Origin of the sequence: Hyphomicrobium sp. CS1BSMeth3, assembly GCF_900117415.1 — a bacterium.
GTDB lineage: Bacteria > Pseudomonadota > Alphaproteobacteria > Rhizobiales > Hyphomicrobiaceae.
Genome location: NZ_FPEI01000005.1, coordinates 196,904 through 214,878, shown reverse-complemented (window position 1 = coordinate 214,878; position 17,975 = coordinate 196,904). Strand labels below are relative to the sequence as shown.

13 protein-coding genes and 3 pseudogenes are annotated in these 17,975 nt (G+C 62.0%); 9 read left to right on the top strand and 7 right to left on the bottom strand.

Going from position 1 to position 17,975, the window contains the following annotated elements; genetic code table 11:
• Positions 1–321 precede the first annotated feature (321 nt).
• From merBA to CS1BSM3_RS10125, 3 genes are all read right to left on the bottom strand, one after another.
• The gene (gene merBA / locus CS1BSM3_RS10140; RefSeq protein WP_072386932.1) at positions 322–2,586 is read right to left on the bottom strand and encodes a bifunctional organomercurial lyase/mercury(II) reductase MerBA; all 2,265 of its coding nucleotides are present in this window, start codon (positions 2,584–2,586) and stop codon (positions 322–324) included.
• A gap of 248 nt (positions 2,587–2,834) precedes the next feature.
• Entirely contained in the window at positions 2,835–3,128 is a 294-nt protein-coding gene (locus CS1BSM3_RS10130; RefSeq protein ID WP_072386931.1) for a cation transporter, read from the bottom strand.
• Positions 3,129–3,149: 21 nt separating this feature from the next.
• Positions 3,150–3,575 carry a mercuric transporter MerT family protein gene (locus CS1BSM3_RS10125; RefSeq protein ID WP_072386930.1) on the bottom strand — a complete coding sequence of 142 codons (426 nt, stop codon included), beginning with the start codon at positions 3,573–3,575 and terminating at the stop codon, positions 3,150–3,152.
• A gap of 83 nt (positions 3,576–3,658) precedes the next feature.
• Here CS1BSM3_RS10125 and CS1BSM3_RS10120 point away from each other — a divergent pair, with 83 nt between their 5' ends.
• Positions 3,659–4,081 (top strand): MerR family transcriptional regulator, encoded by a 423-nt coding sequence (locus tag CS1BSM3_RS10120; RefSeq protein ID WP_072386929.1) that lies wholly within the window; start codon positions 3,659–3,661, stop codon positions 4,079–4,081.
• Between the two features lie 151 nt (positions 4,082–4,232).
• Here CS1BSM3_RS10120 and CS1BSM3_RS28580 read toward each other — a convergent pair.
• A pseudogene (locus CS1BSM3_RS28580) lies at positions 4,233–4,382 on the bottom strand (DUF2274 domain-containing protein); the annotation flags it as partial.
• Between the two features lie 290 nt (positions 4,383–4,672).
• Between CS1BSM3_RS28580 and CS1BSM3_RS10110 the strand changes: the two are divergent.
• From CS1BSM3_RS10110 to lspA, 3 genes are all read left to right on the top strand, one after another.
• Positions 4,673–6,562 carry an FTR1 family protein gene (locus tag CS1BSM3_RS10110; RefSeq protein WP_072386928.1) on the top strand — a complete coding sequence of 630 codons (1,890 nt, stop codon included), beginning with the start codon at positions 4,673–4,675 and terminating at the stop codon, positions 6,560–6,562.
• Between the two features lie 212 nt (positions 6,563–6,774).
• The gene (locus tag CS1BSM3_RS10105; protein WP_072386927.1) at positions 6,775–7,440 is read left to right on the top strand and encodes a class I SAM-dependent methyltransferase; all 666 of its coding nucleotides are present in this window, start codon (positions 6,775–6,777) and stop codon (positions 7,438–7,440) included.
• Positions 7,440–7,937 carry a signal peptidase II gene (gene lspA, locus CS1BSM3_RS10100; protein WP_072386926.1) on the top strand — a complete coding sequence of 166 codons (498 nt, stop codon included), beginning with the start codon at positions 7,440–7,442 and terminating at the stop codon, positions 7,935–7,937. The genes CS1BSM3_RS10105 and lspA overlap by 1 nt, the downstream gene beginning before the upstream one ends.
• Here lspA and CS1BSM3_RS10095 read toward each other — a convergent pair.
• Positions 7,891–8,304 (bottom strand): MerR family transcriptional regulator, encoded by a 414-nt coding sequence (locus CS1BSM3_RS10095; RefSeq protein ID WP_072386925.1) that lies wholly within the window; start codon positions 8,302–8,304, stop codon positions 7,891–7,893. The genes lspA and CS1BSM3_RS10095 overlap by 47 nt on opposite strands.
• A gap of 75 nt (positions 8,305–8,379) precedes the next feature.
• On the opposite strand from CS1BSM3_RS10095, the gene CS1BSM3_RS10090 reads away from it, so the two are divergent.
• Positions 8,380–9,753, top strand: a complete 1,374-nt coding sequence (locus CS1BSM3_RS10090) for a CoF synthetase (protein ID WP_072386924.1) — start codon at positions 8,380–8,382, stop codon at positions 9,751–9,753.
• A 111-nt stretch (positions 9,754–9,864) separates the two neighbouring features.
• Complete coding sequence (locus CS1BSM3_RS10085) at positions 9,865–10,758, top strand: cation efflux transmembrane domain-containing protein (RefSeq protein WP_072386923.1); 894 nt, start codon at positions 9,865–9,867, stop codon at positions 10,756–10,758.
• 55 nt (positions 10,759–10,813) lie between these two features.
• Here the strand turns inward: CS1BSM3_RS10085 and CS1BSM3_RS10080 are convergent.
• Positions 10,814–11,428 (bottom strand): annotated as a pseudogene (locus CS1BSM3_RS10080) (conjugal transfer protein TraI); the annotation flags it as partial.
• A pseudogene (locus tag CS1BSM3_RS10075) lies at positions 11,425–11,598 on the bottom strand (TrbG/VirB9 family P-type conjugative transfer protein); the annotation flags it as partial. The pseudogenes CS1BSM3_RS10080 and CS1BSM3_RS10075, both read right to left, overlap by 4 nt.
• Before the next feature lie 500 nt (positions 11,599–12,098).
• Between CS1BSM3_RS10075 and CS1BSM3_RS10070 the strand changes: the two are divergent.
• Genes CS1BSM3_RS10070 through CS1BSM3_RS10060 form a run of 3 tightly spaced genes read left to right on the top strand, consistent with a single transcriptional unit; the run spans position 12,099 to position 17,954 of the window.
• Complete coding sequence (locus tag CS1BSM3_RS10070) at positions 12,099–14,486, top strand: tellurite resistance TerB family protein (RefSeq protein WP_083528489.1); 2,388 nt, start codon at positions 12,099–12,101, stop codon at positions 14,484–14,486.
• The gene (locus tag CS1BSM3_RS10065) at positions 14,483–15,769 is read left to right on the top strand and encodes an ATP-binding protein (RefSeq protein ID WP_072386921.1); all 1,287 of its coding nucleotides are present in this window, start codon (positions 14,483–14,485) and stop codon (positions 15,767–15,769) included. Before CS1BSM3_RS10070 ends, CS1BSM3_RS10065 begins: the two co-directional genes overlap by 4 nt.
• Positions 15,744–17,954 carry a DEAD/DEAH box helicase gene (locus tag CS1BSM3_RS10060; RefSeq protein WP_072386920.1) on the top strand — a complete coding sequence of 737 codons (2,211 nt, stop codon included), beginning with the start codon at positions 15,744–15,746 and terminating at the stop codon, positions 17,952–17,954. The genes CS1BSM3_RS10065 and CS1BSM3_RS10060 overlap by 26 nt, the downstream gene beginning before the upstream one ends.
• The last annotated feature ends 21 nt before the right edge of the window (positions 17,955–17,975 follow it).

Here is a 17,975-nt window from a genome sequence, read left to right as displayed (position 1 = left end):
CGACGTCGCCAGATCAAGTAGGGAAAATTCTACGCCGAGCGCTTCTGTTACTGTCATGGGACAGTGCTGCTGGTCGATCTGTCTTGAAAATAAAGCAAAATCCGCGGGGTTCGAATCCCGCACGGTGGAGATCCAATAAATATTTGAAATATCTGGAAAATATGTGGCGCCCCAGCGTAGATGAAACTGATAACTACGTTTCCGCTGGAGCGCTATGAGCGCGTATCCCTCAAAACGCCAACGCCGCCTCGAATGCGATTCGGCACGCGATTCCACTACGACAGGTGCTGCAAACAAGCTGCGGACACCCAGCTGCGATCACTATCCGGCGCAACATGACAACTTTGCCACGTCTTTCTCGAACGACAGCGCCGCGAGCTTCAGGCCCTCGACAGTCGTGAGATACGGAAAGATGGTATCCGCGAGGTCATCGACGGTGAGCCCCTGGCGGATTGCAAGCGCCGCGGTCTGGATACTGTCGGCGCCTTCCGGCGCGAGGATATGCGCGCCGAGCAGACGGCCGCTGCCGGCGTCCGCCACGAGCTTGATCAGACCGCGGGTGTCGCGAGCGGCAAGCGCTCGCGGCACCTGGTCCAGGCCGATCGTCGAAACGCGAACCACATGCCCGGCCGTGCGCGCGGCAGCCTCGGTGAGCCCGACGCTCGCCACCTGTGGATCGGTGAACACAATGGCAGGCATCGCGCGGTTGTCGTAGTGCAGGCTGTCGCCGTTAAGGGCGTTCTTCGCGGCGAGCTTGGCGCCATAGGCAGCCATGTAGACGAACTGGTCGCGGCCGGTGACGTCGCCGGCGGCATAGACGTCAGCCTTGGTCGTGCGCATGCGGTCGTCGACCACGATGCCGCCTTTCGCCGAGACGGTGATCCCGTGCTCGGCCAGCCCAAGGCCCTCGATGTTGGGCGTGCGCCCCGTGGTGATCAGCACATGATCGGCGTCGATCGAAATATCCTGGCCGTCGCGCGTGACCGTCAGCGACACACCGCCATCGGTTTTGCGGATCGCGCGGTAAGCGATGCCGGAGACAACGGTGATGCCTTCGTCCCCGAAATATCCCGCGAGCGCCGCGCCGATCTCGGGCTCGGCCTCGGGGAGCAGACGGGACCGGCAGACGAGGGTCACCCTGACGCCGGCACGAGCGAACATCTGGGCGAGTTCCGCGCCGATGTAGCCGCCGCCGATCACGAGCAGCGAGCGCGGCAGTTCCTCGAGGTCGAGCGCCGTCGTGCTAGTGAGATACGGCACGGTCTCGATGCCAGGAATGGCGGGCACTGCCGGCCGCGCGCCGGTCGCGATGATGATCTTGCCAGCGGCGATACGCGCGCCGTCTACTTCGACACCGCCGTCGAGGAGGCGAGCTGGCCCGTCGCGATAGGCGATGCCGTTGTGCGCGGGGAGCAGATTGACGTACTTGGCCTGGCGCAGTTCGGAAACGAGGGCGTCCTTCTGACGAACGGTTCCCCGCCAGTCTGTCAGTTCGGCTTCAGCAGTAATGCCGGCAAAACGTGCCGCCACGCGAGCGTTGTGAAGTGTCTCGGCCGCGCGGATCAGGGTCTTTGACGGCACGCAGCCGATATTGACGCAAGTGCCGCCGATAGTGCCGCTGCCGATGAGCGCCACCTGCGCGCCCTGATCGGCGGCCGTGATCGAGGCCGAGAATCCGGCCGAGCCGGCGCCGATCACGACGAGATCGTAAGCGCCTCCATTGCGACCGTTTGTGTGGAAGGAGCGGTTCGCGACTGCCGAGCTCTTCGATTCCGGATCAACAGACGGTCGTGGTGTCACACCGAGCCCGGCGAGGCTCGGCCCGAACAGAGCGCGACCGGCCTCCAGCCCCTCCTCGATCGACAGCCGAAAACCCGGCTCGTCGGCGGAACGCTCGCGGCGCCAGGCAGAGAGATGGTCATCCGAGCAGAAAAAGGCGGTCGCCGCGCACAGCGAGCTCGCGGCGCATGCGTCTTCATAGCGAACGCTTTGCCACATGACGGCCGTCCGCGGCTCAACATCGGCCAGCGCCCGCCCTCGATCCCGTGTGGTGATCCGGATCGGCGCGCCGCAATGGCGGCAGCGCGAGGCGATCGAGATGTCGCGATCGGTCATGGCGCCGATGCCAAGCGCGTCGACGGCGCACATGGCGTTGAGCGAGCGCCCGTCCAGCGTGACCTGATGGCCCCTGTCCTGGTCGGTGAACGGATAGGCGCCGACGATCCGTTCGCCGTCGAGAATGACCAGGTCGCGCCGGCGGAGTTCTTCGAGCAACGGCGGAACGGCCGCCTCACCGAGTCCTGCACGGTTCGCAAGCGCGGCTATGGCCGGGGCCCGCCCGTGTTCGACGTAGAACTGAAGCAGTGCAACGCGCGCGAGATCTGTAGCGGGATCGTAGCCGCTCCAGCGATTGAGCACATGGCCGGACCCGACCATGGCCAGCAGGGCGTCCCTCACTGCGCGCGATGTGACTGCTGACCAGTCCGGGAAAGTTACGCCCGGCCGCACGTGATAGCTCGGCAGTGTCTGGAGCGTAGGGATGACAGCTTCGTTTCGGGACGAAGAGGAGGCACAGCAATCGCTCATGGCTTCACGCCTTCATTGTGAATCGTAGTATCGCAGCGAGCCGCCTTTGCGTGGCGACGATGGAATATCCAAGCGATGAGGCCGAAGCTCGCAATCATCAGCGGAAGCACTACCAGGCCCGTACTGGCTAGCGACGAGCCAAGGCCCGCAAAGGGCAGGCCGACAGCAAGGAACGGCGCGGTGCAGCAGATCGCGGCGAGGACGCGGCACCGGCCATACCTGCGCGGATTGCAGTGCGGTCACTCATATTAGCTGCCTTGCTGCCTCAGGTGGGCTGGATAGCCCGCGTTCATGCTGGCGGCTGCGATGGTGTCGGCGTTCGTCCTTGCGTCGTCGAAGGTCACGGTTGCGGTTTTCGCCTTGAAAGAGACGGTCACGTTCGCGACGCCCGGGACCGCCGCCATCGAGGTCTTCACGATGTACGGGCACGAGGCGCAGGTCATGTTGTCGACAGCAAACGTTACGGTGCGTTCGGCGGCCAAGGCGGTCGATGCCGTCATCATCGAGGCGATCAGGGCAAGGACGCTCAAGCTCTTCTTCATGAGGCAGGTCTCCTCTTGGTGTCAGGCGCGAAGCAGCAGCGGGGCGACATAGTCGAAGGCAAAGGCGGCTATCACGAGCACAGTCGCAATCCAGAGCGCGACCTGGACGAGCCGGCTGGGGATGGGGCGTGCGCAAGCTGCGCCATCGGTGCAGACGCGCTGCGGCTTCCAGTAGACAAGAAAGAAGCCATATCCGAGGAGGCCCGCCGTCCCGGCGACGAATAGCGGCTTGTACGGCGCGAGCGCCGTCAGGTTGCCGATCCAGGCGCCGCCAATGCCGAGGCTGAACAGGACGAGCGGAATGACGCAGCAGGACGAGGCGGCTATCGCACCAAAAATGCCGCCCACAGCGACCAGGCGCTGGCGTCCAGCCTCCGTCCGCTCCGACGATGCAAGAACAGTCGTAGCGGGCGCCGTATCTGCCGTTCCGGACTGCGATGCATCCATGTCCGACGTCTCCTTCCTTGCCGAAATCCTCATTGCGGCGTAGGATGCGGTCTGTAGTTACTACAGGGTCAAGAGGTTTTGCGATGCGCGATCACGCTGTGGTGAAGGGCCTGCAGCGGGCTGAACTCGCCCGGCGGACCGGTAGCAACCTGGAGACCGTGCGCTACTACGAGAAGGTCGGCCTTCTGCCCGAGCCGCCGCGCACGTCGACGGGCTATCGCAGCTACGACGCCACGCACGAGCGTCGCCTTCGCTTCGTGCTGCGAGCGCGTGAGCTCGGCTTTTCCCTTGATGAGATTCGCGAGTTACTGCGCCTCGTCGACGAACGCGATCAGCCTTGCGCCGAGGCACGCGCCGTCGCCGCTGCCCACCTCGATGACGTGCGGGCGAAGATCGCCGATCTCAAACGGATGGAGCGGGTGCTGAAGGACGTGGTCGCGCAATGCGCCGACGGCACGCTGCCAGAATGTCCGCTAATAGAAACCCTGTTCGCCGGTCACGCGTAGGCCAGTCCGGATCACGTTAGCGAATTGCCTACGCTAGGGGCCAGCTACGCCAGCGTCGTCTACCGCGAAGCACACGATGGCAACGGTTCTACCCGGATCTGCTATCGCGCCTATTGGCGGGACGGCAATGACAATCCGGCGCTGCGGAATTTCATTTGCCTTTTGGAGGAGCGCCACCCGCCGATTCTGAACGAGAACGGCCCGTGTGGCGCATCTTCGCGAACCCCCGATCGGTCGCCATGAAGCGCGCGATCATCGGTGCGACGAGTTTGGCGGGCTCGAGGGCTTGCCCATTTTCGCGTCCAAATTCCAGATTTATCGCGACCTTCTCAACGATTGGATCCAAATGCGCGGAGCGATCAACAAGCAGTAGCTGTCCGATTGCGCCGCTCGCAATGGGGCGCGGGACCGCTGCAAGCTCCCAATAGACCGACCGTGTGCATTGGCGCTTGATCCTGTAGCGACTACAGGGCTATCTCGCGAACGATTCTTAACTAAAGGTTCGCTGTGCGCCCGTCCAATTGTCTTCGCCGCTCCCCTACAATCAGCGAAAGGAAGGTTCGTCGGTACGCTTTGATAGCCGTCCTGGCGATGTTCCTCTCGCAAATAATTTCAGGGCCGGCCCTCGCTCAGGACGGAGGCGTCCAGACAGTGTGGCGCCTACTTGATTATATCACAGTCGATTATGCCGGCGCGGTCTCCGGCGGGCGCGTTAGCAGTGAGGCCGAATATGCGGAGATGGTGGAGTTCGCGGGCCAGGTAGAAACCAGGCTCGGATCCTTGCCCGAAAGGAGTGGCAAGGCCGACCTGTTGCGCCAGACGAGGGCGTTGCGCACGGCTATCTCAGCCAAGGCACCCCCAGTTGAAGTCGCCGCGCAATCACGAGCGCTCGCGTCCGCTCTGCTTGCTGCCTACCCCGTGCCGCTAGCCCCGACGGCACCGCCGGACCTCGCGCGCGGGGCTGCACTCTACGCTCAGAATTGTGCATCCTGTCACGGCGCAGCGGGCGATGGACATGGCCCCGGTTCGGTGGGGCTTGATCCACCGCCGATCGCATTCAGCGACAAGGTTCGCGCCGATCAGCGCAGTGTGTTCGGCCTCTATCAGGTCATCACCCAAGGTCTCGACGGCACGGCCATGGCCGGCTTCGATTCACTTTCCGACGAAGATCGCTGGTCGCTCGCGTTCTACGTCGGCACCTTCGCCTACCCGACCTCCGAGACAGGACATGGTCAAAGGCTGTGGCGCGATGATGCGTCGCTCCGCCAGAGATATCCCAATCAGGCGGCGTTCGTCGGCGCGACGCCTGCGTCGCTTGCCGCCGAAATTGGTCCCGGCAAGGCTGACGCCGTGACTGCCTATCTGCGCCGGCATCCAGACTCGGTCACGGCGCGCGCGAGCGGCTCGCTCGCACTCACGCGCGAACGTCTCGACGCGAGCCTCAAAGCCTACGCGGCTGGGAATCGGCAGGCCGCCGCCGACCTCGCCTTGTCTGCCTATCTCGACGGCTTTGAGCCCGTGGAGCCGATGCTCGCCGCTCGCGATCAGGGACTGATGGCGAGGATCGAACAAGCGATGGGCGCGCTTCGGGCAGCGATTGGCAAGGCGCGCCCGCTCGCTGAAGTCGAAGCCGCCAATCAGGAGCTCGCAGGCCTCTTCGGCGAAGCCGAGGCCGCGCTCGCGCCGGAAAAGGCAAGCAGCACATCAAGCTTCCTTGGCGCGTTCGGTGTCTTGCTGCGTGAGGGGCTTGAGGCGTTGCTGATCGTGGTTGCGATGATCGCCTTCCTCCGAAAGACGGAGCGGACCGAAGTGCTCGGCTTCGTTCATGGCGGATGGGTGGCGGCGCTTGCCGCTGGCGTAGCCAGCTGGTTCATCGCCACTTATTTCATTGGTGTCAGCGGGGCTTCGCGGGAGCTTACCGAAGGTTTCGGCTCGCTGTTCGCTGCGATCATTCTGCTTACGGTCGGGATCTGGATGCACGGGAAAAGCAACGCGGAGGCATGGCAGCGCTATATCAAGGAGAAGATGACGCACGCTTTGTCCAGGCGCTCCGGGTGGTTCCTGTTCCTGCTGGCGTTTGTCGTCGTCTATCGGGAAGTCTTCGAAACCATCCTTTTCTATGCCGCGCTCTGGGCCCAGGGAAACGGCTTGGCGATGCTGGGCGGCGCGGCTGCGGCTGCGGGGCTGCTCGCCGTGCTGGCTTGGATCATGCTCCGCTACAGCACCCGCTTGCCGATCACCCAGTTCTTTTCGTGGAGCGCTATTCTCATCGCGATCCTCGCCGTCGTCCTCGCGGGAAAGGGCGTAGCGGGTCTCCAGGAGGCAGGAGTCCTGGGAGTCGTGCCGCTACCGGGCGTACCGCGCATCCAGATGCTCGGACTGTTCCCTACAACCGAGACAGTGCTCGCCCAACTACTCGCCCTGGCAATTCTGGTTGCGGGTTTCTGGCTCAACCGCAAACCTGCGGTGCGGGCAACCTGATGTGTGGCGCTTCGCAGTTTTGCGAAGAGACTCCGGCTGGGACGGTGAGTCCTGTCGAGACCCGAGCTGACAAATGGCGCCAGCGTCTGTGGCACGGGCACAGGCTGAGCGTCATCGGAGTTGCAGCACCCGCATCATTACCTCAGCGACAATTCAGCTTGAATCTGTAGGCGCTACAGGATGCATGGTTCTCGAATCAACGAAGGACCATCATGCCGTCTGACCTGACCTATACACCCGCCGCCGGGCATCACTGGCTCACCCCCCTCTACGACTTCGGAGTAGCCGCCCTCACACGCGAGCATCGATGGAGGAGCGCGCTCATCGCGCAGGTCCGGCCGAGAGCTGGTGACGTGATCGTCGATGTCGGCTGCGGCACCGGGTCGCTTCTCGTCCGTCTGGGAAAGGCTGCGCCATCAGCTCGGCTGATAGGGATTGATCCCGACACCGCAGTGTTGGCGCGTACCCGGAAAAGAGTCGCAGCCGCCGGCCTCGCGGCTGAGCTGCATATTGGCTTCGCGCGGCAAACGGCTGAGTTGCTAGGGAGCCCGCCGCCCACAAAGGTCGTATCGAGCCTCGTGTTTCACCAAGTCCCGATGGAAGAGAAGGTGGCAGCGCTCGCTGCGATGTACGCGGCGCTTGGGGCCAGCGGCGAGGTGCACGTTGCGGATTATGGTCTCCAGCGCACGCCGCTCATGCGGGTTCTCTTCAGAGCAATCATTCAGAACCTAGACGGTCGCGTGAATACTGAACCGAACGCCCATGGGATTCTACCGGAGCTGATGCACACAGCCGGATTCCGCAGCGTGGAGGAGACGCTCGTCATTCCAACGCTGAGCGGCTCAATCTCGCTTTACCGGGGGGTGCGCGCAGCGTGATGCGAGACGTTCCTCGAGTCATCGGCCTGGCGACAGCGGCTTTCGCCCTCGGATTGGACCAGGTCACCAAGCAGGTCGCCTTGGGCAGCCTTGCGCCCGGCGTTGGCGTGCCCATCGCCCCGTTTTTCACTGTGCGGCTCGGCTTCAATGAAGGCGTGTCGTTCGGGATGTTTGCGGACTGGTTTTCCGGCCGCCCGTTGGTGTTGGCGGCTATCACGATGGGAATCACCTTGCTGCTTGGCGTTTGGCTATGGCGGACTCGCAAGCGGCCGCAGGCGCTCGCACTCGGAGCCATACTCGGCGGCGCGCTGAGCAACGTCTTTGACCGACTTCGGATTGGCGCCGTGGTCGACTACCTGGATTTTCATGTGGGCGGCTACCATTGGCCCGCCTTCAATTTCGCTGACGCGGCGATCGTCTGTGGCGTCGCGATCCTCGTGCTCGCGGATGTTATGGGCCGTCCGGATGATCGGCAGAGTCAGCGAGAACTTCGATAATTCGGCATGTCGCGACCTTCCCGTTGTCGCACTCTTTGATCATCCGGGTGAGTTCGGTCCTAAGCCCGAGTAGCCGTCGGATCCGGCTCTCCACGGCTTCGAGCTGATTGGTAGCGATCCGGCTCACCTGCTCGCAGGGCGCCTCGGGCACCCCCTGCAGAGCGAGCATCGTCTTGATGGCCGCGATGTCGAATCCGAGGTCCCTGGCATGGCGGATGAACGTCAGCCGCCGAACGTCCTCTGCTCCGTAGAGGCGTCGTCCACTGTCAGTTCGGGGCGGCGGGGGTATCAGCCTGATCCGCTCATAATAGCGGATCGTCTCGATATTGACGCCCGTGCGTTTGGACAAGGCTCCGATAGTGATCATCGCGGGTTGATTCTGTAGTGGCTACAGCATGTAGGTATACCGAATCGCTGGAGGTGTGTGAACCCGAGAACGATTATGACCGAGCATGTCGTAAGCCTGATCTGGGACGCCTGGCGCACACGAAGGAAGGGCGTGGGCGCAATCGCGCAACACCAGCGCACCCGTCTCGCCGACATGGTCGCCCATGCCCGGGCCAGCTCGCCGTACTACCGTGAGCTGTACCGCGATCTGCCAGATCGGGTCGAAAGCGCCGAGCAGCTTCCTGTTACCAACAAGAATGCGTTGATGGCTCGCTTCGATGATTGGTGTGCCGATCGGGAGATAACCCAGGAACGGGCGCAAGCGTTCGCAGAAGATCCGAAGCTCATCGGCGAGCGCTTCCTCGACAAATATACACTGCTGACGACATCGGGCACGACGGGAACGCGCGGCGTCTTCGTGCTCGATGACCGGAGCATGACAGTCACGAGCGCGATGGCCTTTCGCATGCTGACGGCCTGGCTCGGTGCGGGGGATTTCATTCGAATCGTGGCCGGCGGCGGGCGCATGGCGATGGTCATGGCAACCGGCGGCCACTTCGCATCCGCGGTTGCTGCGGCACGCCTGAAGAAGAGCCGCGGACGGCGGCTCGAGGTGCTGTCGGTGCACATGCCTGTTTCAGAGCTTGTGGCCAGACTCAACCAGTTCCGGCCGGTGCTCCTCGCGCCTTACGCGAGCATGGCCGCGCTTCTCGCGAGCGAACAGGAAAGCGGCCGTCTGCACATCAGTCCGGTGTTACTGGCGCTCTCCGCCGAAGGGCTGCCGGAAGGCGAGTATGATCGAATCGCCCGGGCATTTAAGGCAAAGGTCGGCAACAGCTACGCTGCTACGGAGTGTCCGTTCTTCAGCTACAGCTGTGAGCACGGATGGTTGCACGTCAACAGCGACTGGGTGGTGTTCGAGCCGGTTGACGCTGACCACCGGCCAGTGCCGCCGGGTGAACCGGCCCACACGGTGCTGATCAGCAATCTCGCCAATCGAGTGCAGCCTATCTTACGCTACGACCTGGGCGACAGTGTCTTGCAGCAGGCTGAGCCTTGCCGGTGCGGCAACCCGCTGCCGGCGATCCGAGTCCAGGGGCGATCCGCCGAGGTCCTCACGTTCGATAACAGGAGCGGCAACAAGGTGAGCGTCGCACCCTTGGCTTTTTCCACGTTGGCCGATCGGACACCGGGGCTGCAGATGTTTCAGATCGTGCAGACCGCGCCGGAAAAGTTGCGCGTGCGTCTAAAGGTCCATGGTGCTGATCCGGATCGCGTGTGGGCGACTGTGCAGGACGGCATAAAGCGTCTGCTCGCCGAACATGGCCTCGAGCATGTGTCGTTGGAGCGCGCGCCCGAACCGCCGGAGCAGTCCAAAGGCGGCAAGTTCCGCCAAGTAGTTCCGCTCAAGGACGGGACCCACTCGTAGGGCGTCATTCGCCAGCGGCCACACGAATGCGGGCAACTTTGTTGGGACTTGATTCTGTAGTGGCTACAGGATGTAGAACTGCTCAGAGTCAACGAAGGGAAGCAGAGAAAGATGACTGCCGCGACCATCGCCGGGGCACCTGAAACCGCCCGCTACTACGTCACCGGCATGGATTGCGCCTCCTGCGCCGCCAAGATCGAAGGTGCTGCGGGAAGAATCCCTGGTGTCAAAGATGTCAGGGTCTCGATCGCATCCCAGATCATGACACTTCAGGTCGAGGATCCCGCTGCGCGACTGCCGGAGGTCGAGCGGGCGGTAACCGGCCTAGGCTACCAGCTCGCTCGCCTGGAACAGAAAGGCGACCCGACGGCAGCCGGCGTCGATGACGATGAGATTCCGAAGGGCCTCAGTCACATAACGCCCGCCTATCGGCGCGCGCTTTGGATCGTGGTGCTGCTGAATGTCGGCTATGGTCTGGTGGAGATTGTCGCGGGGTTCATCGCAGACTCGCAAGCCCTCAAGGCTGATGCGCTCGACTTCCTGGGCGACGGTTCGATCACATTCATGGGGCTCCTCGCGATTGGCTGGAGTCTCGCGTGGCGCGCGCGATCGGCCCTCATCCAGGGGATGTTTCTTGGTGCGCTGGGCTTCGGGGTGCTCGCCAGCACGGTCTACCGGATATTTGTGCTGAACCAGCCCGAAGCAGAGATGATGGGGATTTTCGGCGCAATTGCTCTCGTCGTGAACGTGGCGGCTGCCCTGGTTCTCATCCCGCACCGCACGGGGGACGCCAACGTGCGGGCTGTCTGGCTGTTTTCGCGCAACGACGCGATCGGCAATGCGGCCGTCGTCTTTGCGGCAGGGCTGGTGGCGTGGACAGGCACGCGCTGGCCCGACCTCGTGGTGGCCGTCGTGATCGCCGGTCTCTTCCTGCAGTCATCCTGGTCGATCATCAAGGATGCCCGCGCGGATCTGCGGCAAACACAACGGTCCGGCCAAGTTTGACGTCGTCTGGGCGCTGAAACTGCAAAGAGGGTCGGGCGGCCGACTGTATCGGGTCAGTGCGCCGATCGGCCGCCGCATTGAGGAATGCGAGCTGCCGATCCTGGGCCGATGGGGTGGCGGGTGGCGGCGCGAGGCCGAGGCCAGCGAGGTCCGGCGCGGGCGGCGGCGCGATCGTCGCGGCGCCGGAGCCTGTCGAGGCCGTGGGCCGGTTCTCGGTGCCGCTAAAGAGCCTGCTGACGCGGGCGGTCTCGATCTCCTGCAGGCGACGCTGCTCCTCTGCGCTTAGGCCGGGATTCGGCTGGTTCGGCAACGGCTGGCCACGATTTTGAGCGCCCAGGATGGGCCGCCCGAGGTCGCCCGGGAGCGGCGGACCAAGCTGGGGAACGCCGCTGTAATCGCGGGGCAATCCGGCCAGGCCATCGGCGGTCGACCGATTGTCGGTCGAGTAGAGCTCTTCGGTGGGTCTCCCGCCATCGCGGGTTTGGAGCGCATAGATCAGGGCGCCGCCGATGCCGACGCTCGCCACAAGGCCGATGCCGGCAAGCACCTTGCGCGAGAGACGCGTGACGCGCGGCGCCTCCGCACGCAGCCGCATCGGGGCGGCCGCGTCGCCGGTCGACCCGGTTAGCGGCGCCTCCTCTTCTTCTTTCCGGGGTTCAGGGTCGCTCACGACGCGGGCCTCCCATCAGTGCGGACGATGCGGACGCGCTTCTGGCGGTCGCCGGCGCCGAAGCGCAGCTCGGCGGCCGCGAACAGGCGGTCGACGATCATGTAGTTGGCGCGGACGCGGTAGTTCACGAGTTCGGAAGTGTTGCCCTCCGGACCGACGACGAACAGCGGCGCCGTACAGGATGAAAGAACACCTATATCATTGAAATTTCAATATAAATTTTCCTCAAGGTAGCATATTGGCCGAGCAGACGATATGGCAGGAGTGATCTGCTGATAGCCGCCCACGCCGTACGGCTGGTGCCGCCCTTGTGACCGCCAACACGGACGAATTCAGCCGCGTGCGTAGCTTGCGTGATCGGTTGCTTTGCTTGGCTAGGCGCGCCGGCTTTCGAAGGATGGCTTTGAGTTCGAGGCCACGATTTTGCATAGTGCGTCGCGAAACGGCGCGGGCAGCGTTTCTGAGGCCTGGCGTGCGCTTTTTGTGCAGCATACGGCTGCCTTCAATCGGAAAAGCCACGAGCCGCCAAGCATACGTCGGCTCCTGGAAACTGGTCGGGACGGCCATCGAGCAACGGAAATTTGCGCCGCCAATGCACAGATCCTGCACGTAGCGCTCGCCGCGTGGCTGAAGGATTGGTTTATAATCAGCCCAAATCCAGGGGGGCTGGATGGAGGGATGGCTTGCCATACTGGGTATCGGTTACCTGATCTGGCGCCTCTTCGGCCGCCGGAAGCAACCGCTCAGCTCACGATCACTACCCTCCGCTGAGCCTTTCGTGCGAGCCAATCCACCTCAGCCTTTGGTGCCTCAATCCAGGCGAAATCGCCCTCCGCAAATCTCCCCTAGGCCTCAGCGCGTTGAATGGGTACCCGCAGGTCGCCCAGCAGAAGTCCTTGGATTCAAAATACCCAATGGCCTCGTCTATGTCGGTACGCCCAGCCGTCGACAAGATGGTCGAAACACCGCCCACATCCTCGACCCGTCTCGTTCTATTAGCGCATCCCGGCCCGATGTGGAGGGGGCGACCATGTTTTATTGGCCGCACTTTGGGGAGATAAGTCCCTCAGCTCGCCTCGCTCAGCTGGAGTGGCAGTCAACCGGTCGACGTGACCCGAAATTCGGCATTGGTCACGTCTTTCTGTTCTTCTATGGCCTGGAATACCGGATTTTCGTCGACAAAGCCCTCGCCGAGCTGCCCGCCATCGAGACCGAGGTGACGGAACTTCTCAGGATCTACGGCGCCAACTACTCCTTCTCGGGCTACGCCGCCAATCTTCTTGCCGCAATTCGGATCATGTCACAGCGAGTGATGTCGACGCCGGATCTGATCCTCGACAGTGCAGCCAGCCCGCACATAGCCTTGGATTTTCGCGTGGCCTTGGCAAAGAGGCTCAACGAAGGCCCGCTGGATGGGCAATGGCTACTGGCTTGGTATCTAAGATATCCTGAAAAATCGCTCAGAACGCCGGCCACCCGATGCTTTGAGGAGTTCAAGACTCTATTTCTTGCGAGGTTTGCCGAGCAATACCCCAAGGGACTTCACATCAGGCAATCTTCGCGTCGCCTTGACCTCCAGTACCAATCGGCGAGCGGAGCCTTCACGAAAGATTTGTCGGAGTGGGCACGCGGGCTTTTTGATCCACTGTCGACCACTGCTCCTATGAAGGTTGCCGTCGAGCTTGCACTCGAATGCTGTGACGCATTGGGTGCCTACAGCAGGCACATCGGCCGCAACCCCGATGCGGCCGGAAGTATTGGCGCACGCGTGCTGCTCCCCAGCGAGCTGCGGCAATCTTTAGCTGCAGACCCAGGCTTACAGGACGTCAAGAAGTCTCTGGCGCGACTGCTCGTACACGACATCGCGCATGTGCCATTATTTGAGCTTCTTAAGCTCACGTCGCTGCCGGCGGAGCCAGACAAAAGGATTTCGCCAGCTATCGGCGCGCGCCTCTCCGATGCATTGGCAAGTCTTGACGTCGGGATGGAGCCGGACGTTCGCTTGGGTGGAAAGTTGCCCGCCCTGAATGCAGCCGTAACAATCTTCAATGCGCCAGGCGGCGCCAAAATCGATCCAGCACGCGCTGAGCTTCCAACGGCTCGTGTCGTCGTCGAGGTTGCGGTACTCGCAGCCTCCGCTGACGGGAACGACGAGCAGGCAGGGCTGCGCTCCGTATTGGCTGACATCGAGAGGCTGCCCAACCTGACACCAGCAGAGCAATTGCGATTATCTGCGTACGTGTACCACCTGAGCCGACAGGAACACGCCAAGGCATCGGGTTGGCATCGGCTGGCGAGCCGACCGCTGGGTGAACGCGAGCGTATTGCCCAAGTGGCCGTGGGCGCGCTGACGGCAGATGGACGCATTGAGGCGTCTGAGATCAAGTTCGCTGAGCGTCTTTACAGTGCTCTCGGTATTCCTTCGGAACGGCTCTACGAGGACCTGCACAAGCAAATTGGCGACGAACCGAGAATGGTCTCTCCGGCGGACTCGGATGGCGGGGGCGTCATCATACCCGCGCGTCCGAGAGGGGTATCCGAGACGCTGCCGGCGCGCAGCAATGGGCGCTCTCTACCGATCCCCACGGATGAAAAACATCGAAATACAGCTTCGCCTGAGCGACCTACGGCCATTGGCGCGCCATCGCTTTCGCCAGGTTCGCAACAGGTGATTGTCAACAAAAAGCGCCTGCGCCGGACCCGTCACGAGACGGCCCAGGTGCGCGATATCCTGAATGAGATCTACGCAGCTAACGACGTTGAGGCCGCAAGCGCCTCAACTGTGAGCGTGGAGGCGGAAATACCACGCCGGTTTCACGGCCTCGACCGCGGTCACGAGGAGCTGGTCGTCCTCTTTCTGGAGCGCGATGGCCAAGTCGATAGGATTGATTTTGAGAACCAAGCCCAACGGCTCGGGTTGTTCACCGACGGCGCGCTGGAGACGATCAACGACTGGTCGTTCGGCCACTTTGAAGAAGTGCTCGTTGAAGACGGCAACCCTATGATGATACCGCCACGCTTATTGAAGCAACTCAAAGAGATGACATTGCCATCATGACCGCACCCATCCGACCGCGTGACCGCGACACCATCATCCAGGCTCTAAGCGCAGGCGTCGTGCCTCGCGTGGGCTTGCAGCACATCCAGGTCGGGCGCGTCAGCGAGGTCAAGGCGGCCATCCAGGATATCGACCGCATCGCCGACAAAGGAGGAGCGTTCCGTGTCGTGATCGGTCCCTACGGAGCGGGCAAGACATTCTACCTGAACCTTATTCGATCACTTGCCTTGGAGAAGCGTCTGGTGACCATGCACGCCGATCTGGCTCCAGACCGGAGGCTTCACGCTTCTGGTGGTCAAGCGCGTAACCTATACCAGGAAGCCGTGCGCACGATGTCGACGCGAGCCAAGCCGGATGGTGGCGCTCTGCAAAGTGTCGTCGAACGATTGATTGGAGACGCCAACCAGGCTGCAGCCCACGCAAGCAAGTCCACAGATGCGTTTATCCAAGAACGTCTGGCGCCACTTCGAGACTACAATGGTGGTTTCGATTTTGTCACCGTGGTCAGTGCGTTCTGCCGAGGCCATGCCGAGGGTAACGATCAGCTCAAGTCCGATGCCGTACGCTGGCTGCGTGGCGAGTTTACGACCAAAACCGACGCCCAAAGGGCGTTGGGCGTCAGAACCTTCGTCGATGACGATACCGTCTACGATCACCTGAAGCTGCTCTCTGTGTTTGTCCAGGCTGCCGGCTATGCGGGCCTGCTGGTCATTCTCGATGAGATGGTCAACCTCTACAAAATGCAGCACAGCGTCTCGCGCCAACAGAATTACGAACAAGTCTTGCGGATCCTCAATGACGTCCTACAAGGCGACGTGAAAGGGCTTGGGTTCTATCTGGGCGGGACGCCCGAGTTCCTTATGGACACGCGTCGCGGCCTCTATAGCTACGCCGCGTTGCAATCCCGCCTCGCAGAAAATCCATTCAGTGGCGATGGCCGCGTCGACTTTTCCGGCCCTGTACTGCGGCTCGCCAATCTGACTCCAGAAGACCTGCATGTTCTGCTCGAAAACGTACGCCGTGTATTTGCGTCCGGCGACGACTCGAAGAACCTCATTCCCGATGAGGCTATTGAAGCCTTCATGGCCCACTGTAACAAGCACATAGGAGATGCGTACTTCCAGACGCCACGCAATTCGGTGCGTGCGTTCGTCCAAATGCTGTCGACTCTGGAGCAAAACCCATCCACCGCATGGTCCGACCTTATCGCCAGGACTTCGCTGGAAAAGGATACAGAATCAGCGGGAGACGGAGACGATGAGCTCACAACCTTCAAACTCTGAGCCATCTCCTTTCGATCGTCTCAACGAAAAGGTTCAGCACTGGATCTGGGACAAAGGGTGGAGCGAGCTCCGCGACATCCAGGCGAAGGCGATTGGAGGCATCCTGGATAGCGAGGATGACGTGATCCTTGCGGCGACGACGGCCGCAGGCAAGACAGAGGCTGCGTTCCTGCCGATACTGAGTACGACTGCTTCAGAGAAGATCGACAGTTTTGCCGTTCTTTACGTAAGTCCTCTCAAGGCTCTCATCAACGACCAGTTCCGCCGGCTGGAGGACCTGTGCGAGCGCCTGGAGCTTCCCGTCATCAAGTGGCATGGGGATGCCTCGGCCGCGGCGAAGGCCAAGGCGATGCAAAAGCCCAGAGGCGTCGTCCTCATCACGCCGGAATCGTTGGAGTCCTTGTTGGTGCGGCGGGGGCCAGACGTGAGACGCATGGTCCACGATCTTCGCTTCATCGTCATCGACGAACTGCACGCATTTCTATCCGGCGAACGCGGCGTTCACCTCGCGTCACTTCTAAAGCGTCTCGACGCGACCGCCGGCAGACGCATCCGGAAGGTTGGTTTGTCAGCGACGATAGGCGATTTCGCGCTCGCGCAGTATTTTCTCAATCCGCATGGGCCACAGACCGTCCGGTTGATCGAAAGCTCGCTCGGACAGCCCGAGCTCCGCCTCCAGGTGAGAGGCTATCGAGAGCCCGATCCGGAGCGGGAGGGCCGAAAGCCCGAGCAAGAACGGCTAGTTCCGGCACAGACCGCGATCGTTGGGCATGTTTATCAAGCGCTACGCGGTCGCAACAACCTCATTTTCGCATCGCGGCGGCAAGCCGTTGAAAGCGTCGCCGACGCGCTGGGTCGCCTTAGCGAAGACAAGCGCGTACCGAATGAGTTCTTCCCTCATCACGGGAGCCTCTCGAAGACTTTGAGAGAGGAATTGGAGGAGCGTCTCAAGTCCGGCGAACTGCCGACCACGGCCGTTGCCACGACGACACTCGAGCTCGGTATTGACATCGGGTCCGTCGCCTCTGTCGCGCAGGTTGGACCTCCGGCTTCGATCGCAGGCCTACGCCAGCGACTCGGGCGCAGTGGCCGCCGCGAAGGTGAACCGTCTGTCTTGCGCATCTACGTCCGAGAACCCGATCGACCTGCCGAGGACGATCCATTTGAACTTCTGCGGCTCGAACTCGTCCAAGCAGTCGCGGCAGTCAATCTTCTCGTCTCGAAGTGGGTTGAGCCAGGCGGCAGCCACGGACTGCACCTGTCAACGCTGTTGCATCAGACCTTGGCCTATATTTGTGAGCGAGGCGGGGCACGCGCCAGAGAGATGTTCGAGCTGATCTGCGGCCCCGGGCCATTCGCGCAGGTATCGGATCACGACTATGCCGCATTACTCAGGGCCATGAACGAGGCAAAACTCATCGAGCAATCCCCGGATGGGATCCTGATGCTCGGGCAGGTCGGAGAGGCGATTGCAAACAGGTTCGATTTCTATGCGGTCTTTATGACTGACGACGAGTACCGCATCGTCACCGACCAGCGGACGCTTGGTACTGTGCCCGTATTCAATCCACTGCGCGAGGGCGATTTCCTCACGTTCGCTGGGCGTCGCTGGATAGTTTTGAGCATCGACGACCGGGCAAAGGTGGTCATGGTCAGGGCGGCGCCGGCCGGGCGAGTACCCCAGTTCCCGGCCCAAGAGAGCGTACCACTGCATGACAAGCTCGTGCATGAGATGCGGGCGGTTTATGAAAGCGGCGAGAACTACCCGTTCCTTGACCTGGTTGGAAAGACGTTGCTACAGGAAGCGCGTGACGCGTATCGCCAGCTTGATCTTCACAGCCGACAGCTATTGAATGTCGGGGACGATATTTATCTTTTCGTTTGGCGGGGGACCAAGGCAACCGAGACCCTGCGGTTGGCTTTGGCCTCGCAGGACATCCGCACCGAAGCCTACAGCATCGGGCTTCATGCCAAGTACTGCGAGCTAGACAAATTCAAGAGCGCATTAGATAGCATTTTCCAGCATCCGCCTACCGCCCATGCCATCGCTGCGTTCGCCGAACCACTTCGGCGCCAGAAGTACGATGCTCACTTGCCTGATGAGATGCTTCGGGACGCATTTGCCCGCACACGCGTCGACGAGAATATTCTGAAAGCCCAAAATTTGCTTCCGCAACCTATCTGATAACAACCAACGAGTCCCCCG